Annotated in this window: 22 protein-coding genes, 1 pseudogene and 1 riboswitch; of the genes and pseudogenes, 13 read left to right on the top strand and 10 right to left on the bottom strand. The window is 62.6% G+C overall.

The genetic code is table 11. The features are described from left to right. Window positions 1-89 precede the first annotated feature (89 nt). The 3 genes from mraY to AC5WEY_RS04665 all read left to right on the top strand — a co-directional run bounded on the left by mraY (window position 90) and on the right by AC5WEY_RS04665 (window position 1,905). Window positions 90-1,160 carry a phospho-N-acetylmuramoyl-pentapeptide-transferase gene (mraY, locus tag AC5WEY_RS04675; protein WP_495644876.1) on the top strand — a complete coding sequence of 357 codons (1,071 nt, stop codon included), beginning with the start codon at window positions 90-92 and terminating at the stop codon, window positions 1,158-1,160. Between the two features lie 17 nt (window positions 1,161-1,177). After that, window positions 1,178-1,390, top strand: a complete 213-nt coding sequence (locus AC5WEY_RS04670; protein ID WP_094616168.1) for an oxidoreductase — start codon at window positions 1,178-1,180, stop codon at window positions 1,388-1,390. Between the two features lie 62 nt (window positions 1,391-1,452). Continuing rightward, window positions 1,453-1,905: a MarR family winged helix-turn-helix transcriptional regulator gene (locus tag AC5WEY_RS04665; protein WP_495644875.1), complete on the top strand. Its 453-nt coding sequence runs from the start codon at window positions 1,453-1,455 to the stop codon at window positions 1,903-1,905. Between the two features lie 52 nt (window positions 1,906-1,957). Here the strand turns inward: AC5WEY_RS04665 and AC5WEY_RS04660 are convergent, their stop codons facing one another. After that, window positions 1,958-2,683, bottom strand: coding sequence for an HAD-IA family hydrolase (locus AC5WEY_RS04660; RefSeq protein ID WP_495644874.1), 726 nt, complete (start codon window positions 2,681-2,683; stop codon window positions 1,958-1,960). Window positions 2,684-2,990: 307 nt separating this feature from the next. Here AC5WEY_RS04660 and AC5WEY_RS04655 point away from each other — a divergent pair, with 307 nt between their 5' ends. Continuing rightward, entirely contained in the window at window positions 2,991-3,359 is a 369-nt protein-coding gene (locus tag AC5WEY_RS04655) for a cupin domain-containing protein (protein ID WP_495645525.1), read from the top strand. After that, window positions 3,356-3,820 carry a GNAT family N-acetyltransferase gene (locus AC5WEY_RS04650; protein ID WP_495644873.1) on the top strand — a complete coding sequence of 155 codons (465 nt, stop codon included), beginning with the start codon at window positions 3,356-3,358 and terminating at the stop codon, window positions 3,818-3,820. Before AC5WEY_RS04655 ends, AC5WEY_RS04650 begins: the two co-directional genes overlap by 4 nt. A gap of 1 nt (window position 3,821) precedes the next feature. On the opposite strand, the gene AC5WEY_RS04645 is transcribed toward AC5WEY_RS04650, so the two are convergent. Beyond that, on the bottom strand, window positions 3,822-4,895 hold the full coding sequence (locus AC5WEY_RS04645) for an aldo/keto reductase (RefSeq protein WP_495644872.1): 1,074 nt from the start codon (window positions 4,893-4,895) through the stop codon (window positions 3,822-3,824). A gap of 126 nt (window positions 4,896-5,021) precedes the next feature. Between AC5WEY_RS04645 and AC5WEY_RS04640 the strand changes: the two genes are divergently transcribed. The 3 genes from AC5WEY_RS04640 to AC5WEY_RS04630 all read left to right on the top strand — a co-directional run bounded on the left by AC5WEY_RS04640 (window position 5,022) and on the right by AC5WEY_RS04630 (window position 7,471). Then, entirely contained in the window at window positions 5,022-5,882 is an 861-nt protein-coding gene (locus AC5WEY_RS04640; protein WP_495644871.1) for a helix-turn-helix transcriptional regulator, read from the top strand. Window positions 5,883-5,970: 88 nt separating this feature from the next. Next, entirely contained in the window at window positions 5,971-6,840 is an 870-nt protein-coding gene (locus tag AC5WEY_RS04635) for an AraC family transcriptional regulator (RefSeq protein ID WP_495644870.1), read from the top strand. Between the two features lie 139 nt (window positions 6,841-6,979). Beyond that, window positions 6,980-7,471: a hypothetical protein gene (locus AC5WEY_RS04630; protein ID WP_495644869.1), complete on the top strand. Its 492-nt coding sequence runs from the start codon at window positions 6,980-6,982 to the stop codon at window positions 7,469-7,471. 103 nt (window positions 7,472-7,574) lie between these two features. Here AC5WEY_RS04630 and AC5WEY_RS04625 read toward each other — a convergent pair whose 3' ends face one another. Further along, window positions 7,575-8,018 carry a MarR family winged helix-turn-helix transcriptional regulator gene (locus AC5WEY_RS04625; protein WP_495644868.1) on the bottom strand — a complete coding sequence of 148 codons (444 nt, stop codon included), beginning with the start codon at window positions 8,016-8,018 and terminating at the stop codon, window positions 7,575-7,577. A 59-nt stretch (window positions 8,019-8,077) separates the two neighbouring features. Here AC5WEY_RS04625 and AC5WEY_RS04620 point away from each other — a divergent pair, with 59 nt between their 5' ends. Both AC5WEY_RS04620 and AC5WEY_RS04615 read left to right on the top strand, forming a co-directional pair. Continuing rightward, window positions 8,078-8,605 carry a phenolic acid decarboxylase gene (locus AC5WEY_RS04620; RefSeq protein WP_495644867.1) on the top strand — a complete coding sequence of 176 codons (528 nt, stop codon included), beginning with the start codon at window positions 8,078-8,080 and terminating at the stop codon, window positions 8,603-8,605. Between the two features lies 1 nt (window position 8,606). After that, window positions 8,607-9,062, top strand: coding sequence for a DUF3237 domain-containing protein (locus AC5WEY_RS04615; RefSeq protein ID WP_495644866.1), 456 nt, complete (start codon window positions 8,607-8,609; stop codon window positions 9,060-9,062). 84 nt (window positions 9,063-9,146) lie between these two features. Here AC5WEY_RS04615 and AC5WEY_RS04610 read toward each other — a convergent pair whose 3' ends face one another. From AC5WEY_RS04610 to AC5WEY_RS04600, 3 genes and pseudogenes are all read right to left on the bottom strand, one after another. After that, window positions 9,147-9,578, bottom strand: a complete 432-nt coding sequence (locus tag AC5WEY_RS04610; protein ID WP_495645524.1) for a PPOX class F420-dependent oxidoreductase — start codon at window positions 9,576-9,578, stop codon at window positions 9,147-9,149. A 39-nt stretch (window positions 9,579-9,617) separates the two neighbouring features. Continuing rightward, window positions 9,618-9,980: pseudogene (locus tag AC5WEY_RS04605) on the bottom strand (tetratricopeptide repeat protein); the annotation flags it as partial. A 92-nt stretch (window positions 9,981-10,072) separates the two neighbouring features. Continuing rightward, complete coding sequence (locus AC5WEY_RS04600) at window positions 10,073-10,441, bottom strand: VOC family protein (RefSeq protein ID WP_495644865.1); 369 nt, start codon at window positions 10,439-10,441, stop codon at window positions 10,073-10,075. Between the two features lie 60 nt (window positions 10,442-10,501). Between AC5WEY_RS04600 and AC5WEY_RS04595 the strand changes: the two genes are divergently transcribed. Beyond that, window positions 10,502-10,972, top strand: coding sequence for a nuclear transport factor 2 family protein (locus AC5WEY_RS04595; protein ID WP_495644864.1), 471 nt, complete (start codon window positions 10,502-10,504; stop codon window positions 10,970-10,972). Between the two features lie 116 nt (window positions 10,973-11,088). Here the strand turns inward: AC5WEY_RS04595 and AC5WEY_RS04590 are convergent, their stop codons facing one another. The 4 genes from AC5WEY_RS04590 to AC5WEY_RS04575 form a co-directional block, all read right to left on the bottom strand. After that, window positions 11,089-11,847 (bottom strand): ABC transporter ATP-binding protein, encoded by a 759-nt coding sequence (locus AC5WEY_RS04590; protein WP_495644863.1) that lies wholly within the window; start codon window positions 11,845-11,847, stop codon window positions 11,089-11,091. Further along, window positions 11,844-12,869, bottom strand: coding sequence for a FecCD family ABC transporter permease (locus AC5WEY_RS04585; protein WP_495644862.1), 1,026 nt, complete (start codon window positions 12,867-12,869; stop codon window positions 11,844-11,846). Before AC5WEY_RS04585 ends, AC5WEY_RS04590 begins: the two co-directional genes overlap by 4 nt. Next, window positions 12,866-13,894 carry an ABC transporter substrate-binding protein gene (locus AC5WEY_RS04580; protein WP_495644861.1) on the bottom strand — a complete coding sequence of 343 codons (1,029 nt, stop codon included), beginning with the start codon at window positions 13,892-13,894 and terminating at the stop codon, window positions 12,866-12,868. The genes AC5WEY_RS04585 and AC5WEY_RS04580 overlap by 4 nt, the downstream gene beginning before the upstream one ends. A gap of 6 nt (window positions 13,895-13,900) precedes the next feature. Then, window positions 13,901-14,024: riboswitch (cobalamin riboswitch) on the bottom strand. A gap of 45 nt (window positions 14,025-14,069) precedes the next feature. Then, window positions 14,070-15,269, bottom strand: coding sequence for an MFS transporter (locus AC5WEY_RS04575; RefSeq protein ID WP_495644860.1), 1,200 nt, complete (start codon window positions 15,267-15,269; stop codon window positions 14,070-14,072). Window positions 15,270-15,315: 46 nt separating this feature from the next. Here AC5WEY_RS04575 and AC5WEY_RS04570 point away from each other — a divergent pair, with 46 nt between their 5' ends. Continuing rightward, window positions 15,316-16,365 carry a LacI family DNA-binding transcriptional regulator gene (locus tag AC5WEY_RS04570; protein ID WP_495644859.1) on the top strand — a complete coding sequence of 350 codons (1,050 nt, stop codon included), beginning with the start codon at window positions 15,316-15,318 and terminating at the stop codon, window positions 16,363-16,365. A 106-nt stretch (window positions 16,366-16,471) separates the two neighbouring features. Next, entirely contained in the window at window positions 16,472-17,824 is a 1,353-nt protein-coding gene (locus AC5WEY_RS04565) for a putative bifunctional diguanylate cyclase/phosphodiesterase (RefSeq protein WP_495644858.1), read from the top strand. Window positions 17,825-17,827 lie beyond the last annotated feature (3 nt).

The following is a 17,827-nucleotide window of genomic DNA, read 5'->3' as shown; positions in this document are numbered from 1 at the left end:
TTTTGCCGATTCGTTTGGCACAGTATCTCGCGGTGCTCGGTTGCACCTGGCGGGGAACAGCAGCACAGAGGAAGAGTGGGCTCCAACGCATGATCAACATTCTCGTTGCCGGTGGAATCGCGTTGGCGGTCTCGATTCTGTTGACGCCGTTTCTCATCGCGTTGTTCACCCGGCAGGGCTTCGGCCAGGAGATTCGCGTCGAGGGACCCGTGAGCCATCAAGCCAAACGAGGGACGCCGACGATGGGCGGCGTCGCGATCATCGTCGGTCTGTGGGCCGGATACCTCGGCTCCCACCTCGTGGCGATGGGCGGCGACGGCCCGTCGGCGTCTGCCCTGTTGATCCTCGGTCTCGCAACCGCGCTCGGGATCGTCGGTTTTCTCGACGACTACATCAAGCTCCGCATGAAACGAAGCCTCGGCCTCAAGGCAACGGGTAAGTACGTCGGGCAGATCAGTGCAGCGGTGATCTTCGCAGTACTGGCGCTGCAGTTCCGCAATGGGAACGGGTTGACGCCGGGCAACGTCGAACTCTCGCTCGTGCGCCAGTCGACGTTCTTCACGATGGCACCGATCGTTTTTGTGCTGTTCTGTGTCTTCCTCATCGTCGCGTGGTCCAACGCGGTCAACCTCACCGACGGGCTCGACGGGTTGGCGGCAGGGTCCATGACCCTCGTCCTCGGTGCATACACGGTGATGACGTTCTGGCAGTACCGGCAGTCGTGCGCGACCAACTCCGTTGCCGGGTGCTACCAGGTGCGCGATCCACTCGACCTCGCCGTCGTGTGCGCCGCCGCTGCGGGTGCCTGCATCGGGTTCCTCTGGTGGAACGCCGCCCCGGCCAAGATCTTCATGGGCGACACCGGTTCGCTCGCCCTCGGCGGACTACTCGCAGGCCTGTCGATCGTGAGCAAGACCGAACTGATCGCCGTCGTCTTCGGAGCTCTCTTCGTCGCCGAAAGTGCTTCCGTCGTCATTCAGGTCGCCTCGTTCAAGAGCACTGGCAAGCGGCCGTTCCGAATGGCGCCGATTCACCACCACTTCGAGTTGGGTGGCTGGGCGGAGACGACGGTCATCATCCGACTGTGGCTCTTCGCCGCGATCGCGTCGGCGCTGGGGCTCGGGTTGTTCTACAGCGAATTCCTCGCAGCCGTCGGCTGACCTCTACGCTTGGCGATATGACCGACGAACTGTCTCCGGTGGCCAAAGTCGACGCTCTCGCTGCCGAACTCGAACAGCTGGATGCTCGACGCGTCGCCATCGGGGTCGAACTCGTCAACCTCCAATTCGGCCTCGATGGAGATGCCAAGATCCGCGCGACCGAGGTTTTTCACAGCGACTACCTGGAGCGACTGTTCACGTTGGTCGACGAACTGCGCACGGACGAGTAGTTCTGGCTCGCCGCGTCTGTCCTGTTGACCTGAAGCATGGTTGAGGTTCTACTGTCGCTTTCATGAACGGACAAGCACGACCGATGCAACCACCCGAGCGACAGCCGATCGGATTTTGGACCGCCCGCGCCGGCGAGGCCATCCGAGCACGCACCCGCGGTGCCCTCCACGACATCGGACTCACCCAGCCCGAATGGTGGCTCCTGCATCAGATCTTGCTGCACCCCGCAGGGGCCGACCGGGAAGAGACGATCGAGAAGATCGGCCACAACGACACCCCGGAGGCAATCGTCGAGGCGATCGACTCCGCCCGTACCAAAGGTTGGATCGTCGAATCGACGTCGCGCGTCACGTTCACCCCGGAAGGTAAGGAACTGTTCCGACGGGCGGCGGACGTTCAGCAGATGTTGCAGGACGAACGTATGCAGGGCATCGGTCAGGACGAGTTCGTCACCGCAATTCGAGTGTTGCAGAGAACAATCCAGAACGTCGGGGGCGACGCCTGGCATTGGTGAGCGTCAGTGTCGTCGAATTCAGCCAAACCAAGAACCGATGAGCGGCAACAACTTACTCACCGCTCCGTGCCGCGTCGGCAGCCGTTGCAAAGGCAGACATGCTCGGGAATTTCATGTCGACCTTGTACTTCTCCGTGGGCTCAGGGGTTGCGCCCCAACCGGGTCGGTCGTGCCGCCGATCGATCCACGCCGAGGCGATGCCGTGACGCGTGGCCGGTACGTGGTCGTGGAACAGACTTTGGGCGACGTGGAGCAGTCGTGACCGTGGGACACCCAGCTTCGCAAGTACCCCGTCGAGCGCGTCGAAGTGATTGTCCGCCGGCTTGTATGCGCCCACATCCTGCGCTGTGACGATGGCGTCGAACTGGACGCCGAGTCGCCGATTGCTGCCCGCGAAACCATCGCGATGGACATTGGACAGGACGACGAGCTTGTAGTTCTCGGCGAGACTCGCCAATGCCTCAGCGGAATCCGGAAACGCAGGCCAGTCGGGAACGGACGCTCCCAGCCTGCTCGCCCAGTCCCGTGACACCGTCACTTTCAGCGTGTCGCCGGTTCGTCGGAACGCTTCGGCGAGTATCTCGGGGTACAGCATTGTGGGTGAATCCTGCTGCACTCTCGCCTCGTTGACGGCATAGGCGGCGAGTAATTCGTCCCCGGACAGTCCCGCACCGGCCTGCTCCGCCCACGGACCGAGAACGTTCAGTATGCCTGTCTCCCAGTCGATCAATGTCCCGTAGCAATCGAAGCTCAGGACGTCGTAGTCGGCGAGATTCATTCGGCGGGCACTCCTCAGGGATTCGATGACGGCCGACTGCCTGTGTCGAAACCGTCCGCAGGCCATCGTACTGCGATCTACCGGCCCTCGACCGACTACCGGTCCTCGGCTCAGCGGAGTGCACCGAGCTCAAATCCGGACGTCCGACGCTGCGCCCGACCGGACGCGGTCTTGTCGACCGAGACGTAAACCTGCTGCGCAACAGCGTGTATCGAGCTGTTCACATCTATCCTGCATCCGAGCTGATCGACGGTAGAGTTCTTCGTGACAGTCGATCGGCTGACGATGAAAGGCAGAACCCATGAACATGGGCAAGGGCGACGAAGTACGTAACGTCGTCGAAGCGTTGCATGCGATCGACAAGCCCTGGCAACCGCATCGACTCGCCAGCATCAACGACTACGACGTCAAAGTGGTCAAAATTCTTGGCCAATTCGTCTGGCATACGCATCCCGACACCGACGAGATGTTCTTCGTTCACAGCGGAGAACTCACCATCCAACTGCGTGACCGCGACGTTGTACTCGGGCCTGGTGATGTCTTCGTCGTCCCCGCGGGCGTCGAGCACTGTCCCAAAGCAGCCGAGGAGGTGTCGGCTCTGCTGTTCGAGCGATCGGGCACCGTCAATACCGGTGATGCAGGCGGCGACAGGACATCGCAGGTCAGAGACTTGTGACGGCAGTTCTGCTGCGGCCCGCCGTTCGGTCCGACGCCGAGTTTCTGTTCTCGATGGCGTCGGACATCGAGGTGGTTCGATGGGTCGGCGACGGAACGGTTTGGAGCAGAACCTATTTCGATCGGCGGTTCGCCCAGGCACTCGATGCGACGGGAAGCCACCAGCCGGATGTGCCGAGATGGTTCATCGGGACTAGCGCGCAGTCATTGCGCGTCGGGTTGCTCAGCATGATTCGTCGATCCGACCACCTCGAGGTCGGTTATTGGGTACATCCGCATCACTGGGGTCTCGGCTACGCGGGCAAGCTCCTCGTGCACGCCCAAGAACTCGCGGCCGGCCTGCCACTGGCAGCGCAGGTCTATCGCGCGAACGCGGCCTCTCGTCGGGTTCTCGATCGGGCCGGATTCGCACTCGTCGACGATGGAGATCCGCTCACCTACCGGAGTTGTCCGATGCCCTGACTCACCACGTCCTGACAGGCCGAGGACGAATGGTGGTGCGGCCGGTCGTGACGCCACGCACCATGGGGCGCATCAGAAATTCGTGGGGAAACCCGGCGTCGACAGCGCTGACTGTCTGGAGTCTGTCGAGCTGCGATTGGTCGAATTCGACATCGAGAGCGGAGATGTTCTGCTGCAGCTGTTCCAACGTCCGCGCCCCGATCAGCGAGCTGACGACCGATGGATGCCGAAGAGTCCAGGCCAACGCCACCTGCGCAGCGGTCACCTCGAGTTCGTCCGCGACGTCGACGACGATATCCGCAATCTCGAGTCCGCGCACGGTGAGCGTTCCGCTTGCCCTCGCGTGGTCGCGACGGGTTCCTGCTGGGCTGTCGGAACCCACCGCCGCCAGGTCCGCGGCAGAGTATTTGCCCGACAACACCCCACCGCCGAGCGGAGCCCAAGGAATCACACCGAGTCCCAAACTCGTTGCCATCGGCAGCAATTCCCGTTCGGTTGTTCTTTCGATCAAGCTGTACTCCACCTGGAGTGCCGCAAACGACGGCCAACCGCGCAACTCAGCTGTGGTCTGCATGCTCGCGACTTCCCATGCAGGGGTGTCGGAAATTCCGATGTACAGGACCTTTCCCGAGTGGACCAACTCACCGAGCGAGGCGATGATCTCGCCACTCGGCGTCACGCCGTCCCAGGCGTGCAGGTACAGCAGATCTATGTGGTCGGTGCCGAGATTCCGCAGGCTTGCTTCGACGGATCCGCGCAGGCTTTTTCTACCGCCCCCACCTGCATTCGGATCCGACGGATCACGCGTCGCCGCGTATTTCGTGGCGACGACGACCGAATCGCGGCGCCCTCGGAGAAATCGGCCCAGGTATTGCTCCGACTGGCCGTCGGTGTAGATGTTGGCGGTGTCGACCATGTTTCCACCGGCATCGAGGTAGGCGTCGAAGATTCTTCTCGAGTCGGCCTCGTCTGCACCCCAGCCCCAGGCGGTTCCGAATGTCATGGCCCCCAGCGAGAGTGGTGAAACTCGTAGACCGGAGCGGCCCAGCAATCGGTAGTCGTCCATGCGTGTCATGGTCATCCCTCCTTCGTGTGCGGTCCTACTTACGGTCCCTGCCCGGTCGGGTCGTAGGAAGGACAAGATCATCCTGGGAAGGGTGGTACCAGGCCGATTGCCCTGAATTGGCCTACCGTGGATCGTGTGAGTAGGCAGTTGGGTCGAGACGAACTGGCAGCATTTCTGCGTGCCAGACGCGAGGCGCTGATCCCGTCGGACGTCGGTCTGCCACCGCGAATAGGGGCTTCGCGCACGCCCGGTCTGCGGCGTGAGGAGGTCGCCGCGTTGGCTGGACTGAGCGTCGATTACCTCGTTCGGCTCGAGCAGGCGAGGGATGTTCGGCCATCTGCCCAAGTGGTGCAGTCCTTGTCGAGTGCCTTGAAACTATCCACGGATCAGAGGACCTACCTGTTCACTCTTGCCGGCCACCGCGCACCGGAGCAGGCCGCCGCCCACGAGGTGCCCGACGGCATCAGGCAGTTGATCGACGACGTCGCCCCACTGCCGGCGATGGTGCTCGATCACCGACTCGACATCCTGGCCACGAACGACATGATGGCTGCGCTACTACTCGACATCGACCGACGACCGGTCGCGGACCGCAATGTCCTTCGAATGTGTTTTCTGGACAGTCGATTCGATGGGTTCTACGAGGCGCGCGACGACGTCGTTCGGGGTGCAGTGGCCGACCTTCGCGCTGCCTGGGTGAACCACTCACACGATCAGAAGTTGGCAGCGTTGATCGAGGAACTCGAACGAGAGAGCCCGGAATTTTCCCGCTACTGGCAGTCCCGGGAAGTCTCCGTGCGAAATCGAGGTGACAAACCGATGCGGCATCCCCTTGTCGGGCCGATCATCGTGACATTCGACGTTTTGACGCCTCTCGGAGACCCGGATCTTCGGTTCATCGTCTATCGTCCGGCGAACAACCAATCCCGTTCTGCGCTCGATGAACTCGGGCGTCTGCGCGCCCAGCAGTCGCAGCGGCACCTGCATACGATCTGAATCCGACTGCACCGGGCACAGAAAGTCGGGTTTACGCTGCCGCTTCTGCCTATCGTTGCTGTCGGAACAAGGGAAGGTCTGGCGGCACATGCTCGAACGATGGAACGCAGCACTCGATTACATCGAGGACAACCTCGACCACGAGATCGACACGACCGAGCTCGCTCGCATCGCACTGACATCGGAATACCACTTCCGGCGCGTGTTCTCGGCCCTCGCCGGAATCCCGCTGTCGGTGTACATCCGACAGCGCCGAATGACATTGGCAGCAGCGGAGATCCTCGACGGACAGGGCGTACTCGACGTTGCGACCAAGTATGGCTACTCGGCAGATGCATTCACTCGGGCCTTCCGAGATCTACATGGCGTCACACCGTCCCAGGCACGCCGACCCGGCACCATCCTCCGTTCCCGACAAGCAGTGACATTTCACCTGACCATCGAAGGACGAAGCACCATGCGATACCGCATCACCGAACTACCGCCATTCCACATCGTCGGCAAAACCACCCGAATCCCACTTCGGTTCAGCGGCGAGAACACCGCAATGACCGAATTCCACCGAAGCCTGGCCCCCGGAACCGGCGACCGACTGCGTGAACTCGCCGACCTGCCTGAGCTCCCAGGGATCCTGTTCGTCAGCGACGGCTTCGAACCCCAACGCGAGGACGGCAGTCTCTTCGACTACTACTTCGCCGTCGCCACCACATCACCCGCACCGTCCGAATGGAACACCCTCGCCGTACCCGCATCGACCTGGGCGGTATTCGAGGCACACAGCGAGACCGCACTCGCCCCCGCGCTCCAACAACTCTGGGCCGACGCCTTCGGCGAATGGTTCCCGTCCAACCCCTACGAAGCAATCCCCGGACCCGAAATCCTCACCGTCACCGAAAGCACCCCCGACTGGTCGTCTGGAGCGGGAGAACTGTGGATCCCGATTCGACGAAGCCTCTAGCCGCTGCGTCCGGTCCTGCGCTCGCACCCGCCATTTCACGACACTCAATGTGACCTTCGGTGGCCTTTTCGGCGGTCGATGTCACGTTCAGTGGACTGCGCGCGGGGGTCCGGCCTCGAGTGCTCGGTAATCTCGCGATATGGGTACGAGTCGACGGCAGTCGGTGCGTCGTCGATATTTGTCCCTGGGGTTGGGCGAGTTGGCCGCAGCCGGGGTGTTCCTGACGATCGCATTTGCCGTGGTGGTTCCAAGGCTCGACGACGGGAGCCGTCCGGCATTGTGGTTCGCGTTGGTTCCACTCCTGGCCGTGCTGGTGCAAGCGGGAATCTATTGGCTGCTTGCTCGCTCCTGGGTTGAGCGTCATCCGATGCCACCTTCTCTCCGCAGGATCTACCGCGCCCTTCGCCAAGTAGACGTCGCGTTGCTGGTCGGCGGTTTCCTGGGAGTGTTCGTGTCGCTACCAGACAGTTTCGGTACCCGTCTCGGAGTGCTGGCCATCTGGCTCTTCGGGGTCATCGAGTACGTCAACTACTTCCTTATTCGACTGTCCTATCCCCCTCGCCTCTGGCTGTCGACCGTCGGCCAGTTGCGCAGACCTCGCTTGGTCCGGGATCTGGACACCGGCAGCTGACCCCCTCAGAGCACGGACGCGCAATGCACTCGATGTGACATTCGGTGGCCTTTTCGGGGGTCAATGGCACATCGAGTGGACTGCAGGATCTCAGACGTCGAAATCAGGAAGCACGGCGAGCCAGGATCCTCGTGAGGTCGGCCAGGGCCGGCGTGGCCTCAGACAGTGCTCGACGACCGGCCGGGGTCAGTTCGTCGAGCGCATCGGAGAGCACCTGCGAGCTCACCGCGTCGTACTCGGCCAATAAGCGAATTGCTTTCGGTGATGCTGTGAGGGCCGCTCCTCGCAGGTCGTCCGAGGCAGCCGATCTTTCGACGAGTTCGGCGTCGACCATTGCCTTGATCAGATTGCTCACGGTGGATCGTGCCAAGTTCAGGTGTTCGGCGAGGCTCCCCGGGCTCATATTCGGCTCAGCAACAAGGGCTCTCATGACCTCGACGTGCGAGTCGGGAATGTCGGGTAAGTGCGCGGCTTCTCTCGTCGCACGAAGCAGCGACCGCCGCAGCGGTCCCAGTTGCCGACCGAGTTCGATGGCGGTGGAGTGCATAGTTCGATGGTCTCACAATTAGTTTTGCCGCAAACATAGTTTTGTGACAAAATGGAGTCATGAGCGCAGAGACCACCGTCCAAAACCCGGTACCGACTCAAGACCTCAGCGGCATCGTCGGACACCGTTTCATCTACACCTACGCCAACGGCTGGCAGTACGAGATGTACGTCAAGAACGCGACCACCATCGACTACCGCATCCACACCGGAATGGTCGGCGGCCGATGGGTCAAGAATCAGGAAGTCGATCTCGTCCAACTCGACGACGATGTCTACAAAATCTCCTGGAACGAACCCACCGGAACATCCGTCGTCGTCAACGTCATACCCGGTAAGCGACGTCTGCACGGCACCATCTTCTTCCCTCAATGGATCGAGCTGGACGGTACTAAAACCGTTCTGTACCAGAATGATCATCTCGACGAGATGCGCGCCTACCGTGATGCCGGCCCGACCTACCCCATTTACGTGGTCCCCGAATTCGCCCGAATCACACTGTTCGAACACGTCGGCGTCGACGACGAGACGATCGTGTCGGTCGGACCCACCGATCTGCCCGACGGTTTTGCCGATCGAACCAACTGACGTGAGCCCCGAGCTGATCTTCGTCGCGCATCTGTCCGTGACCGTGGGCGAACCGATCGACGTGGGCAAGGTGATCGACGGTCACCGTCGCCTTGTTCCGATACTCGGTGGGACCGTCGAGGGGCCCCTACTGCGCGGGCGAGTCCTGCCCGGCGGGGCCGATCACCAGATTCTCCGCACGGCCACACTCACCGAGTTGGACGCCAGATACGCGCTCGAGACCGACGACGGCGAGCGAATCGCCGTACACAACATGGGCATACGAAGTGGCACCGAAGAGGACATCGACGCACTTGTCCGCGGCGAACATGTGCCCGCCGATCGCATTTACTTCCGAAGCCAACCACGCCTGTCCTCCGCCGCAAGCCGCCTGGCATGGATGAACGAGCGACTGTTTCTCGGAGATGGCCAGAGATTGCCGGACTCGGTGGAGTTGGACGTGTATCAGGTGACCTGACCGGTGCGATGACATGCACTCGATGTCACACTTGGTGGCCTTTTCGACGGTCGATGTCACATCTAGTGGACTCGAAGGGGCGGGTCAGGTGAGGGACTGGCCGTAGACGTGGGTCACAGCGATCGTCACCAGCACTCGTCGGTCGGCGACCATGACTGCTCGGTATTCGTTCCAGTCAGGGTGCTCACCGGCCGCGGCGCGGTAGTAGTCCACCAGTGCATCGGTTTCGGGGCTGTTCGATGACGTACCCGGGCCGGTGAGGGTGACGGTTCCTTCAGCCGTTGCCCAGGCCGTGCCGTCGGCGTTGGTCACTTCGAGAGCGGCACGTGGGTCTCGGCGCAAGTTGGCCGTTTTCGCTCGCCCTTCGGTCACCGAGATAAGGATGGTGTCGGCGGCGCGATCGTAGAACGGCGTCACCGGCGACAGCTGCGGAAGTCCGCTCGACTTGATGGTGGCCAGCACGCCGATTCGGCTCTGCTCGAGAAGTTCGTGTGGATCGAATGCATTGTCGATCATGGATTTCCCTCGGGTCGTGTGGATAATTTCGGCTGCGTAGGCCCCGATTGCTCGACGATATTTCCCTGTCGCAGGGCTCGCAGCCTGAAGTGCACTCCGTAGCGCCTGCACCGCATCCCCGATGTCCCAGAGAGTCAGCGCGACGAATGCGTCACGGGCGGGGATGTATTGGTTTGCGAACTCGAAATCTCGGAGCACACGTAGTGCATCGTGTGGTCGCCCCACATTCCGCAGCGAACTCGCCAATTGGATCCGGGCCTGATTCTCCCGATCGTCGTCGAGCCCACCCGACAAGGACGCTTCGTACAACGGGACCGCAGCAGCTTCGTCGCCCAGAAAGTCTGCGAGCGATGCCCTCTCGAACAGCGCCCGTGCATCGGAATACGCTGCGGCCGCGAGCATGTGTTCCATCTCGACTCGCATGCGGACGGGGTCGGTGTCATCCGCGTGGTCCCAGAACTCCGCTAGCGAATCCACCGCGTCTCCCCTGTGATCTATTCTGCTGCTACGAATTCGATTCGATTGCCCACACCGTCGCTGGTATGGAAGCGTCGTCGCCCCGGTATCTCCTCCGAGTCGGCCCAGTGGACTGTATAGCCGGCAGATACCAACGCCGCAGCAGTGGTATCGACATCGACGACGAAGGCGGGGTGAGCCTTCCGCGCCGGCCGGAAGTCGTCCTCGATGCCGATGTGTATCTCACCATCGGGACCGCCCACACCGGGCACCCGAAACCAACAGCCCCCGCGCACAGCCAACAACGGCGGCTTCGCGATCTCCTGCCAGCCGAGAGCACCCCCGTAGAACTCACGCTCGCGGTCCTCGCCGCCCGCCGGACATGCGACCTGCACATGGTGAATCATCGAACGAACGTACCGCCATCTCGATTGACACGTCGGTGAACGGTAGGCAAACGTATGGGCATGCAATTGAGATTTCTGGCCGGCGTCTCGACGGCCTTTGCAGTCAAGCTCCTGGTGATGCGAGCGCTGACACTCAAGCTGCAGCGAGACATCGACGCACTCAACAACGGCGACTACCGTCCCCTGCTGTCATCGTTCCATCGAGATGCCGTGCTCAAATTCGCCGCCGGTGACAGCCGCTGGTCCGGCACCCACCGCGGCCGCCCGGCCATCGAAAAATTCTTCCAGGACTTCGTTGCCGCAGGCATCAAGGGTCAGGTCACCGAAATCTACAGCGGCGGCGCACCCTGGCGAATGACCCTCCTCGTCCGCTTCGACGACCAAGCCCACGCAGCCGACGGCACCGAGCTCTACAACAACCGAACCGTGCTGCTGGTTCGTACGAGCTGGGGAAGAATCGTCTCGCAGGAAGACTTCTTCGAGGACACCACACGAATCGACGCATTCGAGAAGAAGCTCCGCCGACTCTGAAATCGCCCACCATGCTTCGGTGGACCACTCCCGCCTGCACTCGATGTGACATTTGGTGGCCCTTTCGACGGTCAATGGCACATCGAGTGGACTTACGGCCCCGGTAGCGAGGGGAATCAGGGACGTCGATAGGTGACCTGTGGATAGTTGTCAGCGTTCGTAACGCTGGCGTGCACGTTGTATACCGTCCGGACCAGCTCCTCGGTGATCACATCTGCGGGCGTTCCCGATGCCACGATGGCTCCGCTGTTGAGCACGACGATGCGGTCGCAGAACATCGCAGCGAGGTTGAGGTCGTGCAGCGCTATGTAGCTGCTCAGAGGTAGACCCGCGACGAGGGTGAGGATGTCGAGCTGATGTTGAATGTCGAGGTGGTTGGTCGGCTCGTCGAGCAGTAATTCGGTGGGCTGTTGAGCCAGAGCGCGCGCGATCTGGACACGTTGCCGTTCGCCGCCGGAGAGCGTGTGCCAGCGACGGGTGGCTTTCGACGCCATGGCGGTGTCGTTCAGTGCCCGGGCTATCGCGATGTCGTCGTCGGCCGCGTCTCCGCCGAAAATTCCGTGGTGCGGTATTCGCCCGAGGCGCACGACATCGCGGACGCTGATGTCGACGTCGGTGTCGGAGTGTTGGTCGACCATCGCCACGCGCCGGGCGACGCGCCGTCGACGCAATGTACGGAGGCTGTCTCCGTCGAGCAGCACGTCGCCACTGTCGGGGGCGACGATGCCCGCAAGTATTCGCAGAAGGGACGACTTGCCGGATCCGTTGGGGCCGATGAGACCGATGGTCTCCCCCGGTTCCGGCTCGAAGCTGATTCCGTCGAGAATGGGGTGGCCGCCGCGCGTCCAGCGAATGTCTCTGGCGTGCAGTGTCATCGGGATCTCCTGAGCCGGAACAGAATGAGAGCGAAGGCAGGCACTCCGATCAGTGCAGTGACCACTCCCACCGGAATTTCCTGAGGTGCGAACACCGTTCGGGCGATGGTGTCGACCCAGACCATGAAGATGGCACCGATGACGACCGTCGTCGGCAGCAGTCGGCGGTGCCGCGCCCCGACGAGAAAGCGGGCCGCATGCGGGAGGACGAGACCCACGAACCCGATTGCCCCTGCAGCGCTGACGAGGGCGGCGGTGATCAATGCGGTAATGACCAGCAGCAGGATTCGCACCCATTTCACCGGAACGCCCAGCGATGCGGCCGCGTCGTGCCCGAATGTGAAGGCGTCGAGGGCGGAGGTGTTGAACAGGCACACCGCCATTCCCAGCAGGGTGACCGCACCGCACAGTGCCACGTCCGTCCAGTCGGCACCGCTCAGGGAGCCGAGCAGCCAGAACAGCACCCCACGAGTTTGCTCGGCGTCGGCCGAGGAGATGACGATGAACGACGTCAAGGCCGAGAACAGTTGCGTACCGGCCACTCCCGCCAATACGACGCGGTCGTTCCCACCGCCCGCTCCGACGGCGAGCAGCATCACCAGCACGAACGACAGCAGCGCACCCGCGAATGCTCCGGTCGACAGCGACAGTGCACCGCCGCCGACTCCGAGCACTGCGACGACCACGGCACCGGTGGACGCTCCCGACGAAATTCCCAGGACGAACGGGTCGGCCAGGGGATTGCGCAGCAGCGACTGCATGATTGCGCCACAGAGCGCCAGTCCGGCACCACAGACTGCGGCAAGCAACGTCCGGGGCAGCCGCAGCTCCCAGACGATACCGTCCTGGATGCGACTGACCTCCGCTGTCCCGATCCCGATGTGTTCCAATATCACTCGATACACATCGGAAACGGAGACACTGGCCGGACCGACCGTCACGGCCACTCCGATCGACAGCACCAGCACCGCACAGCCACCGAGCAGAAGCGGGATCAGCAACCCGCGATCGGTTCGGGTCATCGGGTGGCCAGTCCCCAATTCTTCAGCGCCGCAGCCACTTTCTCGACTCCGTCGACGGTGCGAATCGACGGGTTGAGATCGGCGCCGTTGACGACGATGTAGCGCTTGTCCTCGACGGCCGGCAGTCGGCTCGTGACGGCATTCGATTCGAGAAACTCGATCTTGCTGTCGAGGGCATCTCCGGCGATGCTGCGCCGGCTGAGGCCCGCGAGGACGAGCGCCGTCGGATTCCGGTCCAGAACACTCTCCCAATTGACCTGGGGCCATTCGTCGGTCGTGTCGGCATAGATGTTCTCGGCACCCACGGAATCGGTGATGATGCCCGACGAACCGCAGCACCCCGCCATGTAGGGAGTATCGGTGTCGGCGAACCAGTACGCCAACGTCGTACCCGAGGCGTCGACCGCATCGGAAGCCGTCGCGAATCGGTCCTGCAGCTCGCTGACGAATCGCTCACCACGATCACGCACGTCGAAGATCGCCGCCAGATCACGTATCTCCTGATACACCGTCTCGATCTCGAGCGGCCGAGTGCGGGCACCGTCGGAATTGACGCTCTCGTCGGTCTTTCCGTTGCAGTCGGTCGGTGAGAGGTAGTTCGGTACACCGAGTTGATCGAACTGGCTTCGGTCGGCGACGCCCCCCGGGCCGAGGGTGCCACCGAACGAGGCCGACACGAAATCGGGCTCGGCATCCAGCACGACCTCGAGGGACGGCTTGTTGTCCGCGAGCCTCGGCACTGTGGCGTTCTCGGATTCCAGGTTCGAGCGAACCGGATCGGTCCAGGTGGCGGTGCCCACCATTCGGTCGGCCAACCCAAGGGAGAGCAGAATTTCCGTCGAGCTCTGATTCAGTGACACCGCGCGTTGCGGCGGTGCGTCGACGACGACCTCGCGACCGCAATTGTCGATGGTCAGCGGATAGCTGCCAATTGTGTCGGTGGACGCATCGGGCGTCGGTGCCGTAGAACAGGCAGAGACGAGGAGGATGGAGACAGCGCCGAGTACGGCGAGAGTGGTGCGCATCGAAGAGCTTCCTGCTTGGGGCTCGTGTCGCGGAGCCGCGGGTGGGGGTGAATCGCGACGTCCGAGCATTCGGACTTCGAGCTCTCACCCGTCACCGTTGCGCGCCAGCTCCGGAATTGCACCGGATTCCCTCGTTCGTCGTGTGCTGACACTATCGTGCGGGGTACCGCAACGGTCAGCGTGCCGCTGCTGTCACCGGCTCCTGCGCATAGCTTCGAGGAAACGTGTTGCGCGCCAGTACAACCACCGTCAGGGCACCAGCAACCAGAATCGTTGCAGCAGCGGTGACGGCAACGATGCCACTGACGTCGACGACGACGCCGCCCACCAGGGCTCCGGTGGCAATCGCCAGTTGGAACGCGACCACGTAGATCGCCGACGCCTTGTCCGCGTCGGCCGGTGCCGCCCGCACCACGGCAGATTGGATGCACACCGGGAGCGTGGTGAATGCCAGTCCCCACACAGCAATGGCCACGACAGCGAACACGGCGAAGCTGCCCGGAGCTCCGCTCAGCGCGCACCACAGAATTGCCACCGCGACGGCAACTGCACCGAGGGCCGCGATGGTGGAGTTACGTGGCCAACGGTCGTACGTTCTGCCGATCACCCAAATGCCGACGACTCCGAACAGGCCGTACAGCATCAACATCAGCGTCAGTGTGGTTCCTGCCGAACCGATCGCCCGATCGACGATCAGAGCGAAATATGTGTACGCGGCGAAATGACCGAGAACGGCAAGAAACGTCACGCCACACAGAATCGCCAGGGTGCCGTCGAGCACCCGCGGTGTCTTTTTGCTGTCGGAGACAGCACGGCTGACGGGTAGGGACGGAAGTACGAAATACAGCGCGACCGCGATGGCAGCCGCGACGACGCCGAGAACTGTTGCGGCGGTGCGCCATCCGAGCCATTGCCCCAGTGCAGCGGTGAGTGGGTTGCCGGCAACCAATGCCAACGAGGTTCCCGCATACACCGTGGCGATGGCCTTGCCCTGCTTGCCGGGTAGCGCCAGTGACGCTGCGACGGGCGCAACGACGGCCCAGAAGATGCCGTGTGTTGCCGCACAGAGCAATCGCGAGATCACCAACATCGGAAAGCCGACGGACACCGCGGACAGCAACTGTGAGAGTGCAAGTGCAGCAACGGTGATCACCACGACTCGGCGACGCGGCCAGTCGCGAACGAACCTGATCAACGGCATGGTCATCACGGCGACGCCGTACGCGTAGAAGGTCAGCAGGAGCCCGACGGCCGATTCGCTGACACCGAGGTCACCGGATATCTCCGGGAGCAAGCCGACGGGCAGCGTTTCCGCCGTGACGTAGATGAAGGCGGCCGCTGCGAGCACCAGCAGCTTCGGTACGGGGGACGACATGGTGTGTATCGTTACACATCGTTCGGTCTCGCGCTACAGTGACCCGGTGAACACTCGGGTGACCATGGCCGACGTCGCCGCGGCCGCAGGCGTCTCCACCATGAGCGTTTCCTACACCTACAACCGACCGGATCGCGTGTCGAATGCAACCAAGGACCGCGTCCACGCGGCAGCGGCGCATCTCGGCTACACCGGGCCCAACCGCGCGGCCCGCTCGCTGCGGAGCGGCAAGCACAACAGCATCGGAGTCGTACTCGGAGAGAAGCTGACCTATGCGTTCGAGGATCCGCAGGCCCGACGGTTCCTGTCGGGAATCGCCGACGCGTGCCTGGACGCGGACACTGCACTGGTGATGCTGCCGAACCTGCATCGCGACAACGACAATGCCCGAATCCGTGACGCCCAGGTAGACGGATACGTGGTGTGGACCACCGAGAGCGACGATCCCCTCCTCGACGTACTCGTCGACACCGGCCGTCCCACCTGTATTCAAGGTGGGCCCGACCATCCGGGCCTGGAGTGGATTGCCATCGACGACCGAGCCGCCGCCGACGCCGTGGCCACAGTTGCGCTGAAGAACCGATCACGACCGGCCATCGTGGCCCTTCGACCGGATTCGCGACGCACGTCGGCGGTCGTGTGCGGCGCGGACCCGTCGGACGTCTCGATGCCGGTGACGCGCGCTCGATTGGACGGTTATCGCGACGCGTGCCTGCGCCTGGGCATCGACTGGTCGACGGTGTCGACCCTGTTCACTACCCACAACGCGCGCGCAGAGGGTGTTCGCGCTGCGAGAATGTTGCTGCAGGACAACATGATCGACGCCTTACTCGTGATGAGTGACGAACTCGCCCTCGGAGTTCTCGACTCCGCGGCGGCGACCGGTGTCGAGATTCCAGCACGGCTGGCCGTCACGGGTTGGGACGATTCCACTGCGGCAGCGGCCGCGGGATTGACTACGGTGGCGCAGTCCTTGTTCGACCAGGGACGCTCGGCGGCCCGGTGGGTACTCGGGCTGAACGACTCCGTGGACGCAGCTGCCTGGAGGGTCGAAGAACGAGGGTCGACAGGACTCGAAACGGGCCACAAACCGTGATTGACGTGATCTAATAGGTCGTAAAAAGGGGATGTCCCCGGTTTATAGCGTTAAAGCAAACTCTGGGCTAGTATCCGTTGTGGCTATCCGGCCATGAGGGGGAACAGTGAGCCGAGAGCACGACGCGCCGCCCCGTCATGTCGCCGCCACCCGACACGACGCGCTGACCGGACTCGCCAGCCGTGACGAGATTCTGGCCCTCATCACTGCAGAATTCGACTGCCACAGCCCGGAGAACGACTTCAGCGTCCTACTGGTCGACATCGACGCCTTCCGAGAATTCAACGACGCGCTCGGGCCGGCCCAAGGCGACGAACTACTGTGCATGATCGCCGACCGACTCACTGCTTCTTTGCGCGCCGGCGACACCATCGGCAGACTCGCCGGTGACGAATTCGTCGTCATCGCGCGCCGGTGCCACTCCATCGCCGCCCGAGCGATGGCCGCAGGATTCGCGAGCATCTTCGAGCCCGCCTTCGAGCTCGGCAGTCGGCAACTGACTCTCACGGCCAGCGTCGGAGTCGCCTCCAGCACCGATAAAAACATCAGCGCAACGCAATTGCTTCACAACGCCACCGCAGCAATGCACGCCGCGAAAGCTGTTGGGCGAAACCAATACCACGTATTCACCGACGAATTGCACAACACCAACCGCACCCGGTTGGAATTAATCGAACGGCTCCGCGGGGTCGCCATGGCCGAACATGAACTATCGATGGCCTACCAGCCCATCGTCGAACTGGCGACGGGAACCGTGGTCGGCGCGGAAGCGCTCATCCGATGGAACCACCCCGAACTCGGCCTGCTGATGCCCGACACCTTCATACCCCTCGCCGAAGAAGCCGACCTCATCGTTCCATTGAGTATGTGGATCATCGCCGAGGTCGCGCGCAAGATCGCCGACTGGCAGGCCCGCAACATCCACCTCCAGATCGGGGTCAACGTCAGCCCGGCGCACTTCGCCACCGGAACCCTCGCCACGGACGTCATCGACATCGTCGACACCTACCGCATCGAACCCGGACGACTTGCACTCGAACTGGCCGAATCGCAGACACTGCACGACCTCGACGCCGTGGATTATCAACTGCGTGACGTCCAACGGCACGGCGTTCTCATCGCCATCGACGACTTCGGCACCGGCTTCTCCTCCCTCGAGCGACTCGCGACCCTTCCCGTCGACATCCTCAAGATCGACAAGTCCCTCACCCAGCACCTCGACAGCAATAACCTGCACCGACGCCGCGCCATGACCACACTGTGCACAGCCCTCGTCGATGTCACCTCCACCCTCGGTAAAGACACCGTCATCGAGGGAATCGAGACGGCAGAACAACTCCAGATCTGCACCGACATGGGCGTAACCTTCGGCCAAGGACACCTACTCGGGCGCCCCATGTCCAGCACAGCACTCGAACAATTCATCGCCCGACACAGCAGCCACAGCGAATCCGCATAACCC

The sequence above is a fragment of the Rhodococcoides sp. S146-33 genome, assembly GCF_059489205.1.
This window is presented reverse-complemented; position numbering and strand designations above follow the sequence as displayed.

Excerpts from the sequence above, each read along its gene's own strand:
- AC5WEY_RS04630 (WP_495644869.1), top strand. The coding sequence starts at position 6,980 with ATGGGTACGAGTCGACGGCAGTCGGTGCGTCGTCGATATTTGTCCCTG.
- AC5WEY_RS04660 (WP_495644874.1), bottom strand. The coding sequence starts at position 2,683 with ATGAATCTCGCCGACTACGACGTCCTGAGCTTCGATTGCTACGGGACA.
- AC5WEY_RS04580 (WP_495644861.1), bottom strand. The coding sequence starts at position 13,894 with ATGCGCACCACTCTCGCCGTACTCGGCGCTGTCTCCATCCTCCTCGTC.
- AC5WEY_RS04670 (WP_094616168.1), top strand. The coding sequence starts at position 1,178 with ATGACCGACGAACTGTCTCCGGTGGCCAAAGTCGACGCTCTCGCTGCC.
- AC5WEY_RS04600 (WP_495644865.1), bottom strand. The coding sequence starts at position 10,441 with ATGATTCACCATGTGCAGGTCGCATGTCCGGCGGGCGGCGAGGACCGC.
- AC5WEY_RS04595 (WP_495644864.1), top strand. The coding sequence starts at position 10,502 with ATGCAATTGAGATTTCTGGCCGGCGTCTCGACGGCCTTTGCAGTCAAG.
- AC5WEY_RS04620 (WP_495644867.1), top strand. The coding sequence starts at position 8,078 with ATGAGCGCAGAGACCACCGTCCAAAACCCGGTACCGACTCAAGACCTC.
- AC5WEY_RS04610 (WP_495645524.1), bottom strand. The coding sequence starts at position 9,578 with ATGATCGACAATGCATTCGATCCACACGAACTTCTCGAGCAGAGCCGA.
- AC5WEY_RS04590 (WP_495644863.1), bottom strand. The coding sequence starts at position 11,847 with ATGACACTGCACGCCAGAGACATTCGCTGGACGCGCGGCGGCCACCCC.
- mraY (WP_495644876.1), top strand. The coding sequence starts at position 90 with ATGATCAACATTCTCGTTGCCGGTGGAATCGCGTTGGCGGTCTCGATT.
- AC5WEY_RS04635 (WP_495644870.1), top strand. The coding sequence starts at position 5,971 with ATGCTCGAACGATGGAACGCAGCACTCGATTACATCGAGGACAACCTC.
- AC5WEY_RS04585 (WP_495644862.1), bottom strand. The coding sequence starts at position 12,869 with ATGACCCGAACCGATCGCGGGTTGCTGATCCCGCTTCTGCTCGGTGGC.
- AC5WEY_RS04625 (WP_495644868.1), bottom strand. The coding sequence starts at position 8,018 with ATGCACTCCACCGCCATCGAACTCGGTCGGCAACTGGGACCGCTGCGG.
- AC5WEY_RS04575 (WP_495644860.1), bottom strand. The coding sequence starts at position 15,269 with ATGTCGTCCCCCGTACCGAAGCTGCTGGTGCTCGCAGCGGCCGCCTTC.
- AC5WEY_RS04655 (WP_495645525.1), top strand. The coding sequence starts at position 2,991 with ATGGGCAAGGGCGACGAAGTACGTAACGTCGTCGAAGCGTTGCATGCG.
- AC5WEY_RS04665 (WP_495644875.1), top strand. The coding sequence starts at position 1,453 with ATGAACGGACAAGCACGACCGATGCAACCACCCGAGCGACAGCCGATC.
- AC5WEY_RS04645 (WP_495644872.1), bottom strand. The coding sequence starts at position 4,895 with ATGACACGCATGGACGACTACCGATTGCTGGGCCGCTCCGGTCTACGA.